Genomic DNA, 18,416 nt, shown 5'->3' with positions numbered 1-18,416 from the left:
GCTGAGTCGATCATCGAGCTGGATGATGGGCATGTGGACGTGAAAGTGGTGAGCAAACAGGTCCGCGATCGCCAGGCCCGGTTCAAAAACCGCAAGGCCCTCTCCAGACGGTGCCATGACGATACCCTGGTCCTTGCCGACGGCCACAACGGCGACTGGACTCCGCATGACCTGCGTCGTACGGGGGCGACCATGATGCAAGCCTTAGGCGTTAGCCTGGATGTCATCGATCGCTGCCAAAATCATGTACTGGCCGGCTCTCGGGTGAGGCGCCATGACTTGCACCACGACTATGCACAAGTGAAGAAAAACGCCTGGAACCTGTTAAGCGACCGACTCAATGCCGTGCTGTCCTCAACTTACGAGCACACGCCAAACGAGTCGATGTTGTCTTTTCCATCGTAAGCGGCGACAGCGACCCATCGCTTGCGGTAATCGTTCGTTGCTGACTTACCGAGCGGCCTGATTGACCCCGGGCAGTGCGCCCGGGTTTCACAAACCGGTTGGTCCTAGTTACCCTGCGCCCGCGCTTTGAAACCATGAAAAGAGGTAAACGCGGCCACCGGTTCGCGGTGTGTCTGCAGGCTGTTTTCCGGAGCGTCGCGGTCTTCATGCCCCAGTGCGATACCGCACACCAGAATATCCTCGTCCGCGAGTGGCACATGGCGGCGGACGATCTGGTGATACGAGGCGAATGCTGCCTGTGGGCAGGTGTGTAATCCCTGGCCGCGAGCGGCGAGCATGATGTTTTGGATAAACATGCCCAAGTCTATGTAGCTGCCGGTATTGAGTCGGCGATCAAGGCTGATCAGCAAGCCGATCGGCGCGTCGAAGAAGTGAAGGTTGCGCAGGTTCTGGCGCTCGCGTGCCTGCAGGTCGTTGCGGTCGATGCCGAGCGCTTCATAAAGACCAAAACCGGAGGCGCGGCGACGGCTCTGGTAGGGCTCGAACCAGCTGTTCGGATAGTACTGATATTCGGGATCATGTCCCTCGGCCTCAAGCGCCGTGGATTCCAGGATATCGGTACACAGCGCCTGCTTGGCATCGCCGGTCAGCACATGCACATGCCAGGGCTGTAGATTGTTTCCGCTGGGCGCCCGTGAAGCTACTTGCAAAATATGTTCAATCACCGGTTTCGAGATGCCCAGGGGCAGGAAGCGGCGGACCGACTTGCGTGAACGTATGGCATTATCTACATGCATGGATAGTCTCCGGATTTAGAACAAATAGCCCTAGGCACGCGTTCTGCTTCGATTTTCTGTGATTGGTGACGGTACTGATCCATCAGTCCGGTTCAGCATCTCTATCAGGTTGCGAGTGATGGTGCCTGCCTGGTCTAGCCTTGGGCGCCGGGTCAATACCTATTGACCGAGCCGGGCACATCGCCGGTGGCAATCAGCCTGAAGGCGGTTGATTATTTCGTCCGGCACCTCGAACCAATCACTGTGTTCATACCCGGAAAACCGAGGATTGCTGCTGACCCACAAACGCAGTTGCTGCACGGCGACAGGCGCGAAAAAACGCACCTGGCCTGACCAACCAGTTGCTGATATAGATGTGAAATTCCACATCCCTGAAGATCAGCGAGCCTATCGCGGTGCCGTGCTTGGGCACGGTACGCCAGCACGAGAAATGGTCCTCTACGAACAATCTGTATTCAGAACCACTCGGCCAATCACTTCGCTCAGGCTTGACACCCACATGGGTATCGGGCCTAGCGAAAAACCTTTTCAGGCTAGCATCAGAAAAATGCCTGGATACCGGTCTGCGCGCGGCCGAGGATCAGCGCATGCACGTCATGGGTGCCTTCGTAGGTGTTGACCACTTCCAGATTGACCAGATGACGGGCCACGCCGAACTCATCACTGATGCCGTTCCCACCCAACATGTCCCGCGCCAGGCGCGCGATGTCCAGGGACTTGCCGCAGCTGTTGCGCTTCATGATCGAAGTGATTTCGACCGCGGCAGTGCCTTCGTCTTTCATCCGTCCCAGGCGCAGGCAACCCTGCAGGGCCAGGGTGATTTCGGTCTGCATGTCCGCCAGTTTTTTCTGGATCAACTGGTTGGCAGCCAACGGTCGACCAAACTGGTTGCGATCAAGCACGTACTGGCGCGCCGTGTGCCAACAGTCTTCGGCCGCACCCAGCGCGCCCCAGGCGATGCCGTATCGCGCCGAATTCAGGCAGGTGAACGGACCGCGCAGGCCGCGCACTTCAGGGAAGGCGTTCTCTTCAGGGCAGAACACGTTGTCCATGACAATTTCGCCGGTAATCGACGCACGCAGCCCAACCTTGCCGTGGATAACCGGAGCACTCAGACCCTGCCAGCCCTTCTCCAGGACAAAGCCGCGAATCTGGCCTTCGTCGTCCTTGGCCCAGACCACAAAGACATCGGCGATCGGGCTATTGGTGATCCACATTTTGCTCCCGGTGAGACGGTAGCCGCCGTCGACTTTTCTCGCCCGGGTAATCATTGAGCCCGGATCAGAACCATGGTTCGGTTCGGTCAGACCGAAGCAGCCAATGTAATGACCGCTGGCCAGCTTCGGCAGGTATTTCTGTTTGGTGGCTTCGTTGCCGAACTCATTGATCGGCACCATCACCAGCGAGGACTGCACGCTCATCATCGAGCGATAACCAGAGTCCACGCGCTCGACCTCCCGGGCAATCAGGCCATAGCACACATAGTTCAGACCGCTGCCACCGTAGGTCTCGGGAATGGTGGCGCCGAGCAAGCCGGTCTCGCCCATCTCGCGGAAAATCGCAGGGTCCGTCTGTTCGTGACGAAAAGCCTCCAGCACCCGGGGCGCGAGCTTGTCCGCCGCGAACTGTTGGGCACTGTCGCGGACCATGCGCTCTTCTTCGGTGAGTTGCTGATCCAGCAGCAGTGGGTCGATCCAGTTGAAGCTTGCCTTGTTGGCCATGGGTAATTCTCCGGGTTAGTTCTTGTGATGTTTGTTAGTCGAGGCGTTCAATTACGCAGGCAATGCCCTGGCCCAGGCCAATGCACAAGCTGACCAGGGCGAAGCGCCCGTTGCTGCGTTCCAGTTGACGCACCGCGCTGTAGGCCAGACGGGCACCGGAAGCACCGAGCGGGTGACCGATGGCAATGGCACCACCGTTTGGGTTCAGGCGCGAATCATCGAAGGCCACGCCGAGTTGTCTGGCACAGCCGAGCACTTGCGCGGCAAACGCTTCGTTGATTTCGATCAGGTCCATGTCGGCCAGGCTCAAGCCTGCGCGCTGCAAGACCTTGGTGCAGGCAGGCACCGGGCCGAGGCCCATCAGGCGCGGTTCGACACCGGCCACGGCACCGGCCAGGATGCGTGCGCGCGGCTTGAGGCCGGCCTTCTCACCGATGGCGCGCGAGCCAATCAGCAGCGCAGCAGCGCCATCGTTGATGCCCGAGGCGTTGCCGGCGGTAACAACGCCGCCGTCAAACAGAGGCTGCAGGCCTGACAGCACTTCGAAGTTACTTTGGGGACGCGGATGCTCGTCACGTTCGACCCGCTTCGGTGGCTGCTTGCGCCCTTGGGGGACCTCGATCGGCAGAATTTCACCGGCCTGGAAACCGTCCCGCACCGCCGCGTCGAACAGCACCTGACTGCGAGCGGCGTAGGTGTCGGCTTCTTCGCGAGTGATGCCCAGTTCATGAGCGATGTTGTCCGCCGTCTGCGGCATCGAATCGGCACCGAACCCGGACTCTACCTTCGGGTTGGGAAAGCGAGCTCCGATGGTGCTGTCGTAGACATGGAAGTCACGGGACCAGGCGCTTTGCGCCTTGGCCACCACGAACGGCGCCCGGCTCATGCTCTCGACGCCGCCTGCAATAAACAGCTCGCCTTCGCCGGTGCGCACGGCGCGGGCAGCATCCAGCACGGCGGCGAGGCCGGAGCCACATAAACGATTGACGGTCAAACCGCCCACGGCCGTCGGCAGACCGGACAACAGAGCCACATGACGCGCCAGGTTGCGCCCGTCCTCACCGGCCTGGCTGCTGCAGCCAGCGATCAGGTCTTCATAGTCGCCCACGTCGAACGGGTTACGCGCCACCAGGGCACGCACCACACTGGCCAGCAGGTCATCGGGGCGCACACCGGCCAAAGCCCCTGCGTGGCGACCGAACGGCGAACGCAAACCATCATAAATATAGGCCGTCATGCTCAATCCTCAGCAGTGGTCAGTGGCAGGCCGAGCTGGACCCGGCGACGCAGCCAGGGGCTGACCCGATAGCGTGGCTCCTGATACAGCTCATGCAGTTGGTGCAGGATCTGCTGGATCTGCAACGCACCGTAATGGTCACCGAACCCCAGCGGGCCATGGGGGTAACCGAGGGCCAACTGCACCGCACGGTCCAAAGTGGCGGGCTCGGCGATACGGCGCTGGGCAATCTCGCAGCCCAGGTTGACGATCCCGGCGAGCACACGCTGGGCGATGAAGCCCGGCGAGTCATTGATGACCTCCACCGGTACGCCATCGGCACCCAGGGCCTGGCGTGCCTGCGCCAGCACCTGCGCGTCGAGCGCCGGTTGGCGCATCAGTACGCGGCGCGTGTCGAAGCCGACGAAGGTCTCCAGCGCCAGGCTGCGTCGCGGCGGCAGTCGCTTGCGGGCGATCACGCTGCTGGCATCCTCGCCCAGCGGCGTCACCAGGCAGATGGCGCTCGCACTGGGCTGATCACCCTGTTCCAGCACCACGCCGGCAACAGACAGAATCGCCGCTATCCGCTCGCGCATTGTCGAGTCACCGCAGTCCAGCCAGAATGGCTGGGTGATGGCCACCTGCGGCGGCGTCTGCTGCGCTTCCTCCACGACACTGCCATCCTGGTAGCGATAGAAGCCCTGCCCTGTTTTGCGCCCCAACAAGCCACTGGCCAGACGGGGTGGCACCAGCGCCGACGGGGTGTAGCGCGGGTCCTGATAAAACTGGGTATGAATCGACTCCATCACCGCATGGGAGACGTCGAGGCCGACCAGGTCGTACAGCTCGAACGGCCCCATGCGAAATCCGAGGCAGTCCTTGAGGATGCGATCGATTTGCGCCGGGGTGGCAATCCCCTCGCCCAGGATACGCAATGCCTCCGGACCGAAGGCCCGACCGGCATGATTGACTAGGAAACCCGGAGAGTCTGGCGTCGTCGCGGCAAAATGTCCCGCATGCCCGGCCAGTGTCGCCAGGCGTTCGATCACCTGCGGATCGGTCAGCTCGCCGCGTACCACTTCGACGATCTTCATCAGTGGCACCGGGTTGAAAAAGTGAAACCCGGCCACCCGCTCGGGATGCTGACAGGCACTGGCAATCAGGCTCACCGACAAGGAAGAGGTGTTGGTTGCCAGCACCGCATCGGCCCTGACCACTTGCTCCAGCGCGCGGAACAGCCCCTGCTTGGCGTCGAGGTTTTCAACGATCGCCTCGATCAACAAATCACAATCGGCCAGGGCCTCAAGGCTTACGGCCGGTCGCATGCAAGCCAGTGCGGTCGCCAGTGCTTCACTGCTCAACTTGCCCTTGGCTGCGGAGCGCTCAAGCAATGCCCGGTTAGCTTGCAGCGCCTCTTCCGTCGCTTCGCTGCGGCTGTCGTACAGCAGAACCGGAACGCCTGCGGTGGCGAACAACTGAGCGATCCCCCGGCCCATGGCGCCGCTTCCGATCACACCGATTTGTTTGAAAGTATTCACAAGCACCTCCTCAGATCGCCCGTTCCAGTTCCGGCACGGCGTCGAACAGATCCGCCACCAGGCCGTAGTCGGCCACCTGGAAGATCGGCGCCTCTTCGTCCTTGTTGATCGCCACGATGACCTTGGAATCCTTCATGCCAGCCAGGTGCTGGATCGCGCCGGAGATGCCCACGGCGATGTACAACTGCGGCGCCACGATCTTGCCGGTCTGGCCGACCTGCATGTCGTTCGGCACAAAACCGGCATCGACGGCGGCGCGCGACGCCCCAACGCCCGCGCCGAGCTTGTCCGCCAGCGCATAAAGGTGTTTGAAGTTGTCGCCGTTCTGCATGCCACGCCCACCCGACACGACGATCTTCGCGGCGGTCAGCTCCGGGCGATCGGACTTGGCCAGTTCTTCACTGAGGAAAGTCGACTGACCGCTATCGATGACCATGGCGAGCGTTTCGATGACGGCTTTTCCACCTTCGGCGGCAGCGGCGTCGAACCCGGTACCGCGCACAGTGATCACCTTTACGGCGGCAGACGACTGCACCGTCGCGATGGCGTTACCTGCATAAATCGGGCGCTTGAAGGTGTCGGCGCTTTCGACCGCGATGATCTCGGAGATCTGGTCCACATCCAGTTGCGCGGCAACTCGCGGCAAAATGTTTTTACCGTTACTGGTGGCGGCAGCCAGGATGTGGCTGTAGCGGTCAGCCCCTGCTTCTTGAACAAGAGCGACTACCAAAGGAGCGACGTTTTCCGGCAGTTGGTGAGCGTAGGCGGCGTTGTCGGCCAGCAGCACTTTCGTCACGCCAGCCACCTTCGCCGCCGCTTCTGCCACGGCACCAGCGCCCTGACCTGCGACCAGCACATGAATGTCGCCACCGATCTGCTGCGCAGCGGTCACTGTATTAAGGGTGGCAGCTGCCAGTGCTGCGTGGGTGTGTTCAGCGATAACCAGGATAGCCATTAGATTACCTTCGCCTCGTTTTTCAGTTTCTCGACCAGTTCGGCCACCGACTTGACCTTGATCCCGGCGCTACGAGCGGCCGGCGCTTCGACTTTCAAGGTGTGCACGGTGCAAGCGCAGCTGACGCCCAGAGCGCTGGGCGTGAGCACCTCTAGCGGCTTCTTCTTGGCTTTCATGATGTTGGGCAGCGACGCGTAGCGCGGTACGTTCAAGCGCAGGTCGGTGGTGACGATGGCCGGCAGTTTCAGAGCAACCGTCTGTGCGCCGCAGTCAATTTCGCGGGTCACCGCAACGCTGTCGCCGCTGATGGCGACTTTCGAAGCAAAAGTGCCCTGACCGTAGCCGCTCAATGCGGCAAGCATCTGGCCGGTCTGGTTGTTATCGCTGTCGATAGACTGCTTGCCGAGGATCACCAGTTGAGGCTGTTCCTTGTCGACAACAGCTTTCAATAGCTTGGCCACGGCCAGGGAAGTCAGATCTTCGGCAGATTCGACGAGGATGGCGCGGTCGGCACCCAGGGCCAGCGCCGTGCGCAGTTGCTCCTGTGCCGCACTGCTGCCGATGCTCACGACCACAACCTCAGTGGCAATGCCCTGCTCTTTGAGGCGTACCGCTTCTTCCACGGCAATTTCACAGAAGGGATTCATCGCCATCTTGACGTTGGCCAGGTCGACGTCGGAGTTGTCCGCCTTGACGCGGACCTTGACGTTGAAATCCACCACACGCTTTACCGCCACCAGTACTTTCATAGTGTGTTCCCGTCTTGGCGCGGTGACCTGTGCCCGAGGCGGTCACCGCTTTTGCAGTGATTGATCAGGCGCTGCGCAGCAAGTCTGCGTAGGCCTGCAAATGGTGGTCGTCATCACCCAACTGATGACCCAGCATCACTAGGCGCTTGGCGTGATGGGCCAGGTTGTATTCCCAGGTCATGCCGATACCACCGTGCAACTGGATCGCTTGCTCGGCGATCAGGCGTGCGGCGCGGACAATCACGAATTTGGCGGCGGCTAGTTGCCGGCTGCGCTCATCGCTATCGGCCTGATCGGCCACGCAGGCGGCAAGGATTGCCATCGAGGTGGCCATTTCCAGTTCGCCGCGCATGTCGGCCATGCGGTGTTGCAACACCTGGAACTTGCCGATCGGCGCACCGAACTGTTTGCGCGTCTTGAGGTAGTCGAGGGTCAGGCGAAAGGCTTCCTGCATGCCGCCGATGGCTTCGGCGCACTGTCCAGCAATGGCTCGGCCCTGCTGATAACGCAAGGCCGGCAAGGCCTCGCCGACATCGCCCAGCAGCGCAGCGCTTGCCACAAACACATCGTCCAGGATCAGGTCGCTGGCACGCGGGCCATCGATGCAGGGGTAATCGCGACGCTGCAGCCCCTGGGCTTGCGCCTTGACCAGAAACAGGCTGATGCCTTGTTCGCAACGAGCATCACCGCCGGTGCGCGCCGACACCAGGATCAACGCCGCACTGGCAGCGCCAACCACAGCAATCTTGCGTCCGGACAGACACCAGCCCCCCTCGACCGGGCGCGCCTGGGTCAGCACATCGTGCAATTGGTAGTGGCTTTGCAGTTCTTCCAAAGCCACCGCCAGTTGCAGCGAGCCTTCAGCCACTTGCGGCAACAGGTCTGCCTGCTGGCTGGCATCGCCCAGTTGCTGCAGCAGACCGGCCGCGTGAATCTGCGACTGCAAGAACGGCTCCAGGCACAGGTTGCGACCGAGCTCGGTCATGATCAGCATGTTGTCCACGCCGCTGCCACCGAAGCCGCCATGTTCCTGGGCAACCGGCACCGAACACAGGCCCAGTTCGGCCATCTGGTTCCAGAACGCCGGGCTCATGCCGGCTTCGCTGTGGTAGTAGCCTTCGCGGGCTTCGAAGCTGTAGTGATCGCGGGCCAGTCGGGCCACGGTATCTTGTAGCATCTGCTGCTCGGAGCTGAGTGTGAAGTCCATTGCTTACCTCCTTAAAGCTCAAGAATCATCTTGGCGATGATGTTCTTTTGAATTTCATTGGAGCCGCCGTAGATAGACAGCTTGCGCAGATTGAAATACTGGCTGGCGGGGGCGGCGCTGTAGTCGGTGTGCAATGGGGTTCCGGCAAAATCGTCATGCAGTTCCGCTTCGACGAAAGGCAACGCCTTGGCGCCCAGCGCCTTGCGCAGCAAGTGGCTGATGGCTTGGCGGATTTCCGAACCCTTGATCTTCAGGATCGAACTTTCGGCGCCCGGAACCCCGCCGGCCTGGGCTGCGGCGAGGATGCGCAGGGTGCTCATCTCGATGGCCAGCAGCTGAATTTCCACTTCGGCGACCTGCAAGCGAAACTGCGGGTCGTCCAGCAACGGCCGACCGTTGCGCAGCTCCTGCTCGGCGACCTGCTTGAGGTGTGCCAGTGCGGCCTTGGACTGGCCGATGCCGGCCTGCCCGGTGCGCTCGTGGGTCAGCAGGTACTTGGCGCAGGTCCAGCCCTGATTCTCTTCACCCACCAGGTTTTCCAGCGGTACGCGGACGTTGTCGAAGAAGACTTCGTTGACTTCGTGCTCGCCTTCAAGGGTGATGATCGGCCGCACGCTGATACCGGGCGTGGTCATATCGATCAGCAGGAAGGAAATGCCCCGCTGCTGCTGGGCTTCGCTGTCGGTGCGCACCAGGCAGAAAATCATGTTGGCGTGCTGGCCCAGGGTGGTCCAGGTTTTCTGGCCGTTGACCACATAGTGGTCGCCCTGACGCACGGCGCGGGTCTTGAGGCTGGCCAGGTCCGAGCCTGCGCCCGGTTCGGAATAGCCCTGGCACCACCAGTCTTCGCCGGACAGAATACGCGGCAGGTAATGCGCCTGCTGCACTGGGCTGCCGAACTTCATGATCACCGGCGCAACCATGTTGACGCCGAAGGAGATCAGGCGCGGCGCACCGAAGGCGGCGCATTCCTCTTCGAAAATGTGTTTTTGCACCACGCCCCAGCCAGTGCCTCCAAAGGCCCTTGGCCAATTGGCTGCGTACCAGCCGCGCCGGGCGAGGATCCGCTGCCAGCGTTGGTGGTCTTCTTTGCTCAGACGCTTGCCCAGGCGAACTTTGGTGGCGATGTCTGCCGGCAGCGCGTCACGAAGAAAGGCACGCACCTCAGTGCGGAACTCAAGTTCGGCAGGTGTGTAGTGAATGTCCATGCAAAGTCCTCGATCGATGGTCAGGCCAACACCAGGCTGGCCGCGGGTTCAGCTCTGGCGGTTCTTGGCCGCCTGGCGCCGGGCAAAGAAGTCTTCGATCAGCGCCGCGCGCTGGGGTGAGGCCATGCATTCGAGAAACAGCGCGCGCTCATGTTGAAGGCCTTCGATCAAGGGCAGCCGGGTCGCCGCCTCGATCGCGGCGACGCAGCGCGGCGCTGAAAAAGAATCGGGCCGAGTGCGGGCGATGTCGCTGCGCTGCGCGGCAAACAAGGCGTTCGCCTCGGCAGGTTCAGTGGGCACCGCAGCCTGGCCAACGCGCCGCACGGGGGCCTTTTCGGCCAGCAGTTGCCGGGCATGCTTGAGGCCAGCAACCAGCGGCTCGTCGCTGTACAGAGCATCGACAAGGCCAAGATCCAGCGCTTGTAGCGCCTCGATCGGCTCTCCTCCGATGATCATCTCCAGCGCTGTGGCCACACCTACCAGGCGCGGCAGGCGCTGGGTGCCGCCACCACCGGGCAACAGACCCAGGCGGGTTTCGGGCAAGCCAAGCCGGGTGGCGCCGTTGGCAATGCGGTAATGACACGCCAGGGCAACTTCCAGTCCGCCGCCCAGCACTGATCCGTGCAACACCGCCAGCACAGGCTTGTTGCAGTTTTCAATTGCCAGGGTCAGTTCTTGCAGGATCGGCGCTTGGGCAGGCTGGCCGAACTCGCGAATATCAGCACCGGCGATAAAAGTCTTCCCTGCGCAACAGAGCATGATCAACTCGACCTGCTCGTCGCGCTGCGCCTCCATGAAGGCTGCCAGCAGCCCGGCGCGTACGGCGTGGCCCAAGGCATTGACCGGCGGGTTGTTGACCAGGATCAGGGCCACGCCGCCCTCGCGGGTCAGTTGCACGACTGAAGTCATCGGACAGCTCCTATTGCTCTTGTTGTTTGTATGTTGCTGGTCCATCAATCGCGGGAATCAGCGATGGGTCCACACTGGCTTGCGCTTCTGCGCGAAGGCCTGCATGCCTTCCTTCTGGTCCTGACTGGCGAAGCTGGCGTGCATCAAGCGCCGCTCGAACTGCACACCCTCGGCCAGCGTGGTTTCGAAAGCGCGATTGACCGCCTCCTTATTCAGCTTTACCGCAATGGCCGGGTGACCGGCGATTTGCGCAGCCACGGCCAACGCTTCATCGAGCAGATCGGCCAGGGGTACCACACGGCTGATCAATCCCAGGCGCTCGGCCTCATCGACCTCCATGAAGCGCCCGGTCAGGCACAAGTCCATGGCCTTGGCCTTGCCGATGGCCCGGGTCAGCCGTTGGGTACCACCGGCACCGGGCAACGTGCCTACCTTGACTTCGGGCTGCCCAAAACGGGCGTTGTCGGCGGCGATAATCATGTCGCACATCATCGCCAGCTCGCAGCCACCGCCCAGTGCCAGACCGGCAACCGCTGCAATCACCGGTTTGCGGCAGCGAGTGACGGTTTCCCAGTTGGCCGTGACGAAATTCTCCAGGTACACATCGGCAAAGCCCTTGAACTGCAATTCGCTGAGGTCGGCGCCGGCCGCGAAGGCTTTGTCGTTGCCGGTAATGACGATGGCTCGAATCTGCTCGTCGGCCTCGAAGGCAAGCAACGCCTGGCCCAGCTCGATCATCAAGGCGTCGTTGAGCGCGTTGTAGACGGCCGGGCGATTAAGGCGGATCAGGCCAACGGCCGCTCGCTGTTCGACAAGGATGTTCAGGAAAGCCATGTCACCTACCTCTTGTTATTCGGGGCTGGCTTCGACTATATCCACCGAAAAATATAAAGACAACATGTTGACATATTAATTTTCAAAGCATTATCTTCAGCACATCGAAAGGGCACATCCAGATTCAATGAAAACAATAACTGCAACCCTGAAGAGTCGACCTCGAAATGAATATCTGCACAGGCTCACCACCAGATCGTCATTCCAGAACTAGTGCGCGTAATGACATGTCCATTACAGATTTATGGAGCACGCAGCTTGTCCGAGGCGCAGATGACCTCGCCCTGACCAGCTATCAGGCGGGTGAGGACAGTCCTGTCTCGTTTACCTACGCCGAGCTGAATACGGTGGTCACTCGCATGGCAGCCGGGATGGCCGCCATGGGTGTGGAAAAAGGCGGCGTGGTGTCTTGCCAGTTACCGAACTGCTGGCAGATGACCGCCTTGCTCCTGGCCTGCGCCCGCCTCGGTGCGGTGTTCAATCCGCTGATGCCGATCTTTCGTGAGCGCGAGTTGCGCTTCATGCTCGACCACGCCCGCAGTCACTTGCTGATAGTGCCGCAACGCTTCCGGGGGTTCGATTACGCCGGCATGGTGGAAGGCCTGCGCGCAGAACTGCCGGAACTGCGCCACGTACTGGTGATCGGTGCTGACGGCGACAACAGCTTTGAACAGCAACTGCTGAACCAGGAATGGGAAACACACTGCGATACCCAGAGCCTGTTTGCCCAGCGCCACCCCCATGCCGATGACATCGTCCAGCTGCTCTTTACCTCCGGCACCACCGGCGAGCCCAAGGGCGTGCTGCATACCTCCAGCACCCTGCTGAACAACGTTGGCCCCTACGCCGAACGCCTGGCGCTAGGCCGCGACGACATCATCTTCATGGCCTCACCCATGGCGCATCAGACCGGTTTCCTGTACGGCATGCTGATGCCCATCTACCTCGGTGCGTCAGCGGTATTGCAGGATGTCTGGGATGCGCACACCGCGCTGAAGATCATCGCCGCCGAGCGCCCGACCTTCACGATGGCGTCGACACCTTTTCTCGCCGACCTGATCGAGCTTGCGCCTGAGCATCGTGATGCGCTGTCGAGCCTGCGGATTTTTGTCTCGGCGGGCGCGCCGATTCCGGAAAACCTGGTGGAAAAGGCGGGCAACAGCCTCAACGCGAAAATCGTCTCGGCCTGGGGCATGACCGAAACCGGTGCCGTCACCATGACCCGCCCGCAAGACGATCCCCAGCGAGCCATTTTCACCGACGGCGTGGCCCTGCCCCTGGTGGCAGTACGGGTGGTCGACGATGCCGGGCTTGAGATTCCAGCTGGCAGCGAAGGTCATCTGCAAGTCCGCGGCGCCAGCCTGTTCGTCGGTTACCTCAAGCGCCCCGATCTTTATAGCGTCGATGCCCAGGGCTGGTTCGCCACCGGTGACCTGGCCCGCATGGATGACCAGGGCTATATCCGCATCACCGGGCGGACCAAGGATGTGGTCATTCGTGGCGGCGAAAACATCCCGGTAGTGGAGGTCGAGAACCTGCTCTACAAGCACCCGGCCATTTCGGCGGTGGCACTGGTCGGCTGCCCCGACGAGCGTCTCGGTGAACGTGTCTGTGCCTACGTCACCTTGCATGGCGGTTATACGGACCTGAGCCTCGAAGACGCCGTGGCCTTCCTGGTCGAACACCACCTGTCGCGCAACTACTTGCCCGAATACCTGGAAGTGCTGCCTGCCCTGCCCCGCACACCGTCCGGAAAAATCCAGAAATTCAAACTGCATGAGCGGGCCGCGAGCATTCGCATCGACCCGGTCAGGCGCCGCTGACGCACTCACTCGAATCATGCATTACAACTGACTTGGAGAATGCCCCTATGAAAGGCCTTAGTGGAAAAACCGTGATCATCACCGGCGGTGGCGGTGGCATCGGTCGCGCCGTCTGCCAGCGTTTCGCCGCCGAAGGCAGCCTGGTTGCCGTGCTCGATCGCGACAGCGCCGCCGCGCAAACCACCGTCGACCTGATCCGCGAAGCCGGTGGCAAAGCGGTTGCCTACGCCGCCGACATCGCCGATTACGCCGCCATCACCGACACCGTGGCCTCGATCGAAAAAGACCTGGGCGTACCGACGGTTCTGGTCAACAACGCCGGTTTCGACCGTTTCATGCCCTTCCTCAAGACCGAGCCCAAACAGTGGGAGCAGCTGATTGCGATCAACCTGACCGGTGCCCTGAACATGCATCACGTGGTGTTGCCGAAAATGCTCGAGGCCGGTGGCGGCAAAGTCATCAACATCGCTTCCGATGCCGCCCGCGTCGGCTCCTCGGGCGAGGCCGTGTACGCGGCCTGCAAGGCGGGCCTGGTGGGCTTGAGTAAAACCCTGGCGCGGGAACTGGCGACCAAGAACATCAACGTCAACGTGGTCTGCCCCGGCCCGACCGACACTGCGCTGCTCAAGAGCGTGGCCGAAACCTCCAGCAACCCGGAAAAGCTTCTGGAAGCGTTCAAGAATGCCGTACCGATGCGTCGCCTCGGCCAGCCCGAAGACTACCCGGGCATCATCGCCCTACTCGCCAGCGACGATGCCAACTTCATCACCGGACAAGTGATCAGCGTGTCCGGCGGACTGACGATGGCCGGCTAAGCCCGACGACCCACTACCAGGAGTTATTGCAATGAACTACGAAGACATCCTCTACCAGGAACTCAACGGCGTCGCCACCATCACCATCAACCGCCCGGAGCGCTACAACGCGTTCCGCGGCCAGACCTGCATGGAGTTGCTCGACGCCTTCAACCGCGCCGGCTGGAACAAGGAAATCGGCGTCATCGTCTTCACTGGCGCTGGCGACAAGGCTTTCTGCACAGGCGGCGACCAGGGCGCCCATGAAGGACAGTACGACGGTCGCGGCTTGATCGGCCTGCCGGTCGAAGAGTTGCAGAACCTGATCCGCGAAGTGCCCAAGCCGGTGATCGCCCGGGTCAACGGCTTTGCCATCGGCGGCGGGCACGTATTGCACGTGGTCTGCGACCTGAGCATCGCCTCCGACAAAGCCGTATTCGGCCAGGTCGGCCCCAAGGTCGGCTCGGTCGATCCGGGTTACGGCACCGCGTACCTGTCTCGCCTGATTGGCGAAAAACGTGCCCGCGAGATCTGGTACCTGTGCCGCAAGTACAGCGCCCAACAGGCACTGGACTGGGGCTTGGTCAACGCCGTGGTGCCTCACGAGCAGCTCGATGAAGAAGTGCAGAAGTGGTGCGAGGAGATTCTCGAGAAGAGCCCGACCGCCCTCTCCATCGCCAAGCGCTCGTTCAATGCCGACAGCGCCAACATCGGCGGTATCGGTGGCCTTGGCATGCAAGCCCTGAGCCTGTACTACGACACCGAAGAATCCAAGGAAGGTGTCGCAGCCTTCAAGGAAAAGCGCAAGCCCGAGTTCCGCAAGTTCTACAAGTGAGCCCTGTGCCGGCAACCATCCCGTTGCCGGCACAGCACCTGAATGTCCTGGAGAGCATCATGAATTTCGCCTTCACAGAACAACAAAATGCCATCCGCGAAAGCGTTGCACGATTCAGCGCCGACGTCCTCGCCCCCGGTTACCGTCAGCGTGATCGCGAGGGCCGCATCGAGCGTGAAGTCATTGCGCAAATGGGCGAAATGGGGCTGCTCGGCGGCGAACTGCCGGCAGCCTTCGGCGGCAGCGACCTGGACTGCGTCACCGCCGGCCTGATCATCGAAGAACTGGCCCGTGGCGACTTCAATGTGGCGTATATCCCGCTGCTGACTTCGCTCAACGGCCAGATCATCGCCCAATACGCCGAGTCCTCGCTGGCCCGAGAATGGCTGGGCGAAATGACCGCCGGGCGCAAGGTTGCCTGCATCGCCCTGACCGAACCCAGCGGCGGATCGGATGCCGCCAGCCTGCGCCTGAAGGCCGAGCTCAAGGGCGATGTCTATGTGCTGAACGGCGAGAAAACCTCCATTTCCATGGCCGACCAGGCTGATGTCGCCGTGGTCTTCGCCCGCACCGGCACCGTGGAACAACGCGCCAGCGGCATCAGTGCCTTTCTTGTACCGATGGACCTGCCGGGCATCAGCACCACGCGTTTCGAAGATACCGGCGAGCGCGCCATCGGTCGCGGCTCGATTTTTTTCGACAACGTCCAGGTACCGGTCAACCATCGCCTGGGCGATGAAAACAAGGGCTTCAAGCAAGTCATGCAAGGCTTCGATTACAGCCGCGCCCTGATCGGCCTGCAGTGCCTGGCCCTGGCCCAGCAGTCGCTGGATGAAACCTGGCAGTGGCTGACCGAGCGCAAGGCCTTTGGCCAGGCCTTGTCAACCTTCCAGGGCTTGACTCACCCTCTGGCAGAATTGCAGACCTACGTGCATGCTGCGCGCCTGCAGTGTTATTACGCCTTGTGGCTCAAGGATAATAAGATGCCGCACAATGCCGAGGCGGCCATGAACAAATGGTGGGGGCCGAAGCTCGCATTCGATGTGGTCAAGCAGTGTTTGCTGGCCCACGGGCACACTGGTTACGGTGAGGATCTGCCGTTTGCCCAGCGCTTGCGCGATGTACTTGGCCTGCAAATCGGTGACGGCACCGCGCAGATCATGAAAAATATCATTGCCCGTGAGTTTTTCCCCCATTGACGCCCTGCCTGCTCTACCAGGCCGGGCGCTCATGCAACCGCGCTTGACCTCACGGAGCCGACAAGGAGCATCCATGAACAACAGCGACACCCGATCCGTCCCGAACAGGTTGTTTTTCCGGTTGTTCCAGACCGGCAACGTCCTGCAAAGGCAGGTCCAGAAAGAAATGGGCATCAGCACGGTGCAATGGGCCGTGCTTGGCGCACTTTCACGCCAAGGCTATGAAGGCGGTATCTCGTTCTTTGAACTGACCGAGTACCTGGTCGTCAGCCGACAAAGCCTGGACGGCGTGCTCAAGCGCATGGAGCGCGACAACCATGTGCTGCGCGTGCCGCACCCGGACGACGGGCGCGCGCGCCTGGTGCAATTGACTGACACCGGAAAGGCGTTCTGGGATTCATTGCAGGAGCGGATCCAGACGTTTTACGAGCAGGGCCTGAAAAGCTTCAGTTTCGACGACGGCATCAGCCTGCTGCATTTTCTCAACAAACTACAAGACGACATGGCGGCCATATCGCTCGGCAACGAGCAGCAAGACGACGAGGCGCAATAGGCTGACCCCATCCTTCCTGCCCTCGCCGAAGCGTCACTGTTCATGAAAACCTGAAAGCCCCTGTGCGGGGCTGCTGAACAACAACTACTCACAGCAGGCAGGAACTTCTCATCATGCGTACAGCCAATCCCGTCACCGGGCATCTGGCCGGGCCGACTCGTGCCCGGTATTTCTTGAAAGTCCCTTTTGTCTCGGCGTTATTGCTCACCACCCAGGCCCAGGCGGACCTGCTCGGCGACAGTCATCTGAGCTTGGAAACACGAAATTTCTACATGAACCGCGACTACCGCGATGCGGGTCTGTTTGATGGCCCGCGCCATGACGGGAAACCGCAAAGCAAAGCTGAAGACTGGGCACAAGGATTCATCCTGCGCGGCAATTCGGGATTCACCGAAGGGACGGTTGGTGTAGGCCTGGATGTACTGGGGCTGGTCGGCGTCAAGCTCGACTCCGGTGGCGGCAGCAGCGGCACCGGCGTGCTGCAGCGCAATCAACGGACCGGCGAACCCGTCGATGAGTACAGCTTCCTGGCACCGACCGCCAAGCTCAAGGTCGCCAAGACCCTGGTTACCCTCGGCGACCACGAACCGGTGATGCCGGTACTGTTTCGCAATGACACGCGCCTGCTGCCACAAACCTATCGGGGTGGCCAGGTCGTCTCCACCGACATTCAGAACCTGAGCCTCACTGCCGGGCAATTTCGCCAGGCCCATCAGCGCGACTCGTCCGACTACGAAGACCTGCGCATGGCGGCCGACGGTTCCACCGGCGGCGTGCCCACCGACCGCTTCAACTATGGCGGAGTGACCTACGCCTTCCTGCCCAACCTAAGTGCTACGTTTTATCGTGCCGAACTGAAGGACAACTACAGCCAGAATGCCGCCAGTCTTCTGTACAAGACGCCTTTAAGCGAAAGCGTCAACTTGAAGGCCGACCTGCGCTACTTCGGCAGCGCTGATGAGGGCCGGACCAACGTCGATAACCGCTACCTGGGCAGCATGTTCACCTTGAGCAGCCGCGGCCACTCCCTGGGCCTGGGCTATCAGAACCAGAGCGGCGACACTGGCCTGCCCTACCTGTTGGTCGCCGACCCATGGGCCTTGAACAACGGCACTTACCAGCCCTTCGTCCGCGCCAAAGAAGACTCATGGCAACTGCGTTATGACTTTGACTTTGCCGTCCTGGGCATCCCCGGGCTCACCCTGATGACCCGCTACATGCGAGGCGATGATTTCGATATTCGAGGGGTTGCCGCCAAAGAGTGGGAGCGTAATACCGACATCGGCTACGTGATCCAGAGTGGGCCTTTACGAAACCTGAGCCTGCGCTGGCGCAACGTCACTTATCGCGGAAGCGAAACGACGGATGTCGACGAAAATCGCCTGATCGTCGCTTACACGTTCAAGTTCTGGTAATCCGTTAGGGTATTGGTCTTCGCCAATTGTCCCTGAATTGGATTCAGACTGCGTGGCATCACCATAACCCAGGTACGGATATACCTGGGTTGTGCCACCGCGACGTCGAGGGCCTGCTTCAATTGCTGCCCTTCGCGACAGGCAAGAGTCGGCCAAAAGCAATGGGATGGACTCTTCCTCACTTCGGCATCTTGAGTGCCAGACTGAAGGTGCGAACCACAGTCAGCTGGCCTAAACGGACGCTGCCTGCACGCGGGT

At 61.2% G+C, this 18,416-nt stretch carries 16 protein-coding genes and 1 pseudogene; 7 read left to right on the top strand and 10 right to left on the bottom strand.

The features are described from left to right. Positions 1–18: 18 nt before the first annotated feature. Positions 19–405: pseudogene (locus AAEZ09_RS04315) on the top strand (site-specific integrase); the annotation flags it as partial. A 104-nt stretch (positions 406–509) separates the two neighbouring features. Here the strand turns inward: AAEZ09_RS04315 and AAEZ09_RS04310 are convergent. From AAEZ09_RS04310 to AAEZ09_RS04265, 10 genes are all read right to left on the bottom strand, one after another. Beyond that, positions 510–1,202 carry a nitroreductase gene (locus AAEZ09_RS04310; RefSeq protein WP_350598258.1) on the bottom strand — a complete coding sequence of 231 codons (693 nt, stop codon included), beginning with the start codon at positions 1,200–1,202 and terminating at the stop codon, positions 510–512. A gap of 539 nt (positions 1,203–1,741) precedes the next feature. Then, on the bottom strand, positions 1,742–2,923 hold the full coding sequence (locus AAEZ09_RS04305) for an acyl-CoA dehydrogenase (protein ID WP_045060699.1): 1,182 nt from the start codon (positions 2,921–2,923) through the stop codon (positions 1,742–1,744). A 34-nt stretch (positions 2,924–2,957) separates the two neighbouring features. Then, positions 2,958–4,160 (bottom strand): 3-oxoadipyl-CoA thiolase, encoded by a 1,203-nt coding sequence (locus AAEZ09_RS04300; protein ID WP_350598255.1) that lies wholly within the window; start codon positions 4,158–4,160, stop codon positions 2,958–2,960. A 2-nt stretch (positions 4,161–4,162) separates the two neighbouring features. Further along, a complete protein-coding gene (locus AAEZ09_RS04295; protein WP_350598253.1) occupies positions 4,163–5,677 on the bottom strand; it encodes a 3-hydroxyacyl-CoA dehydrogenase in 1,515 nt (504 codons plus the stop codon). A 10-nt stretch (positions 5,678–5,687) separates the two neighbouring features. After that, positions 5,688–6,632, bottom strand: coding sequence for an electron transfer flavoprotein subunit alpha/FixB family protein (locus AAEZ09_RS04290; RefSeq protein WP_350598251.1), 945 nt, complete (start codon positions 6,630–6,632; stop codon positions 5,688–5,690). After that, on the bottom strand, positions 6,632–7,381 hold the full coding sequence (locus AAEZ09_RS04285; RefSeq protein WP_350598248.1) for an electron transfer flavoprotein subunit beta/FixA family protein: 750 nt from the start codon (positions 7,379–7,381) through the stop codon (positions 6,632–6,634). Before AAEZ09_RS04285 ends, AAEZ09_RS04290 begins: the two co-directional genes overlap by 1 nt. 64 nt (positions 7,382–7,445) lie before the next feature. Next, positions 7,446–8,588, bottom strand: a complete 1,143-nt coding sequence (locus AAEZ09_RS04280) for an acyl-CoA dehydrogenase family protein (protein WP_045060695.1) — start codon at positions 8,586–8,588, stop codon at positions 7,446–7,448. A gap of 11 nt (positions 8,589–8,599) precedes the next feature. Next, entirely contained in the window at positions 8,600–9,796 is a 1,197-nt protein-coding gene (locus AAEZ09_RS04275) for an acyl-CoA dehydrogenase family protein (protein ID WP_045060694.1), read from the bottom strand. 48 nt (positions 9,797–9,844) lie between these two features. Then, entirely contained in the window at positions 9,845–10,705 is an 861-nt protein-coding gene (locus tag AAEZ09_RS04270) for an enoyl-CoA hydratase-related protein (protein WP_350598246.1), read from the bottom strand. A gap of 57 nt (positions 10,706–10,762) precedes the next feature. After that, positions 10,763–11,539 (bottom strand): enoyl-CoA hydratase, encoded by a 777-nt coding sequence (locus AAEZ09_RS04265; RefSeq protein WP_045060692.1) that lies wholly within the window; start codon positions 11,537–11,539, stop codon positions 10,763–10,765. Positions 11,540–11,766: 227 nt separating this feature from the next. Between AAEZ09_RS04265 and AAEZ09_RS04260 the strand changes: the two genes are divergently transcribed. From AAEZ09_RS04260 to AAEZ09_RS04235, 6 genes are all read left to right on the top strand, one after another. Further along, positions 11,767–13,362: an AMP-binding protein gene (locus AAEZ09_RS04260; RefSeq protein WP_350598244.1), complete on the top strand. Its 1,596-nt coding sequence runs from the start codon at positions 11,767–11,769 to the stop codon at positions 13,360–13,362. 47 nt (positions 13,363–13,409) lie between these two features. Next, positions 13,410–14,177, top strand: coding sequence for an SDR family NAD(P)-dependent oxidoreductase (locus AAEZ09_RS04255; protein WP_045060690.1), 768 nt, complete (start codon positions 13,410–13,412; stop codon positions 14,175–14,177). A gap of 31 nt (positions 14,178–14,208) precedes the next feature. Continuing rightward, complete coding sequence (locus AAEZ09_RS04250; protein WP_019689441.1) at positions 14,209–14,991, top strand: enoyl-CoA hydratase-related protein; 783 nt, start codon at positions 14,209–14,211, stop codon at positions 14,989–14,991. A 59-nt stretch (positions 14,992–15,050) separates the two neighbouring features. Continuing rightward, a complete protein-coding gene (gene aliB / locus AAEZ09_RS04245; protein WP_350598240.1) occupies positions 15,051–16,190 on the top strand; it encodes a cyclohexanecarboxyl-CoA dehydrogenase in 1,140 nt (379 codons plus the stop codon). Between the two features lie 73 nt (positions 16,191–16,263). Then, a complete protein-coding gene (locus AAEZ09_RS04240; RefSeq protein WP_045060689.1) occupies positions 16,264–16,743 on the top strand; it encodes a MarR family winged helix-turn-helix transcriptional regulator in 480 nt (159 codons plus the stop codon). Positions 16,744–16,856: 113 nt separating this feature from the next. After that, a complete protein-coding gene (locus tag AAEZ09_RS04235; protein WP_052673004.1) occupies positions 16,857–18,158 on the top strand; it encodes an OprD family porin in 1,302 nt (433 codons plus the stop codon). Positions 18,159–18,416: the final 258 nt, after the last annotated feature.

The sequence above is a fragment of the Pseudomonas sp. 65/3-MNA-CIBAN-0223 genome, assembly GCF_040310425.1.
GTDB classification, from domain to species: Bacteria; Pseudomonadota; Gammaproteobacteria; order Pseudomonadales; family Pseudomonadaceae; genus Aquipseudomonas; species Aquipseudomonas gregormendelii.
Note: the sequence above shows the minus strand (reverse complement) of the source record. Positions and strands in the feature narration are given on the sequence as shown.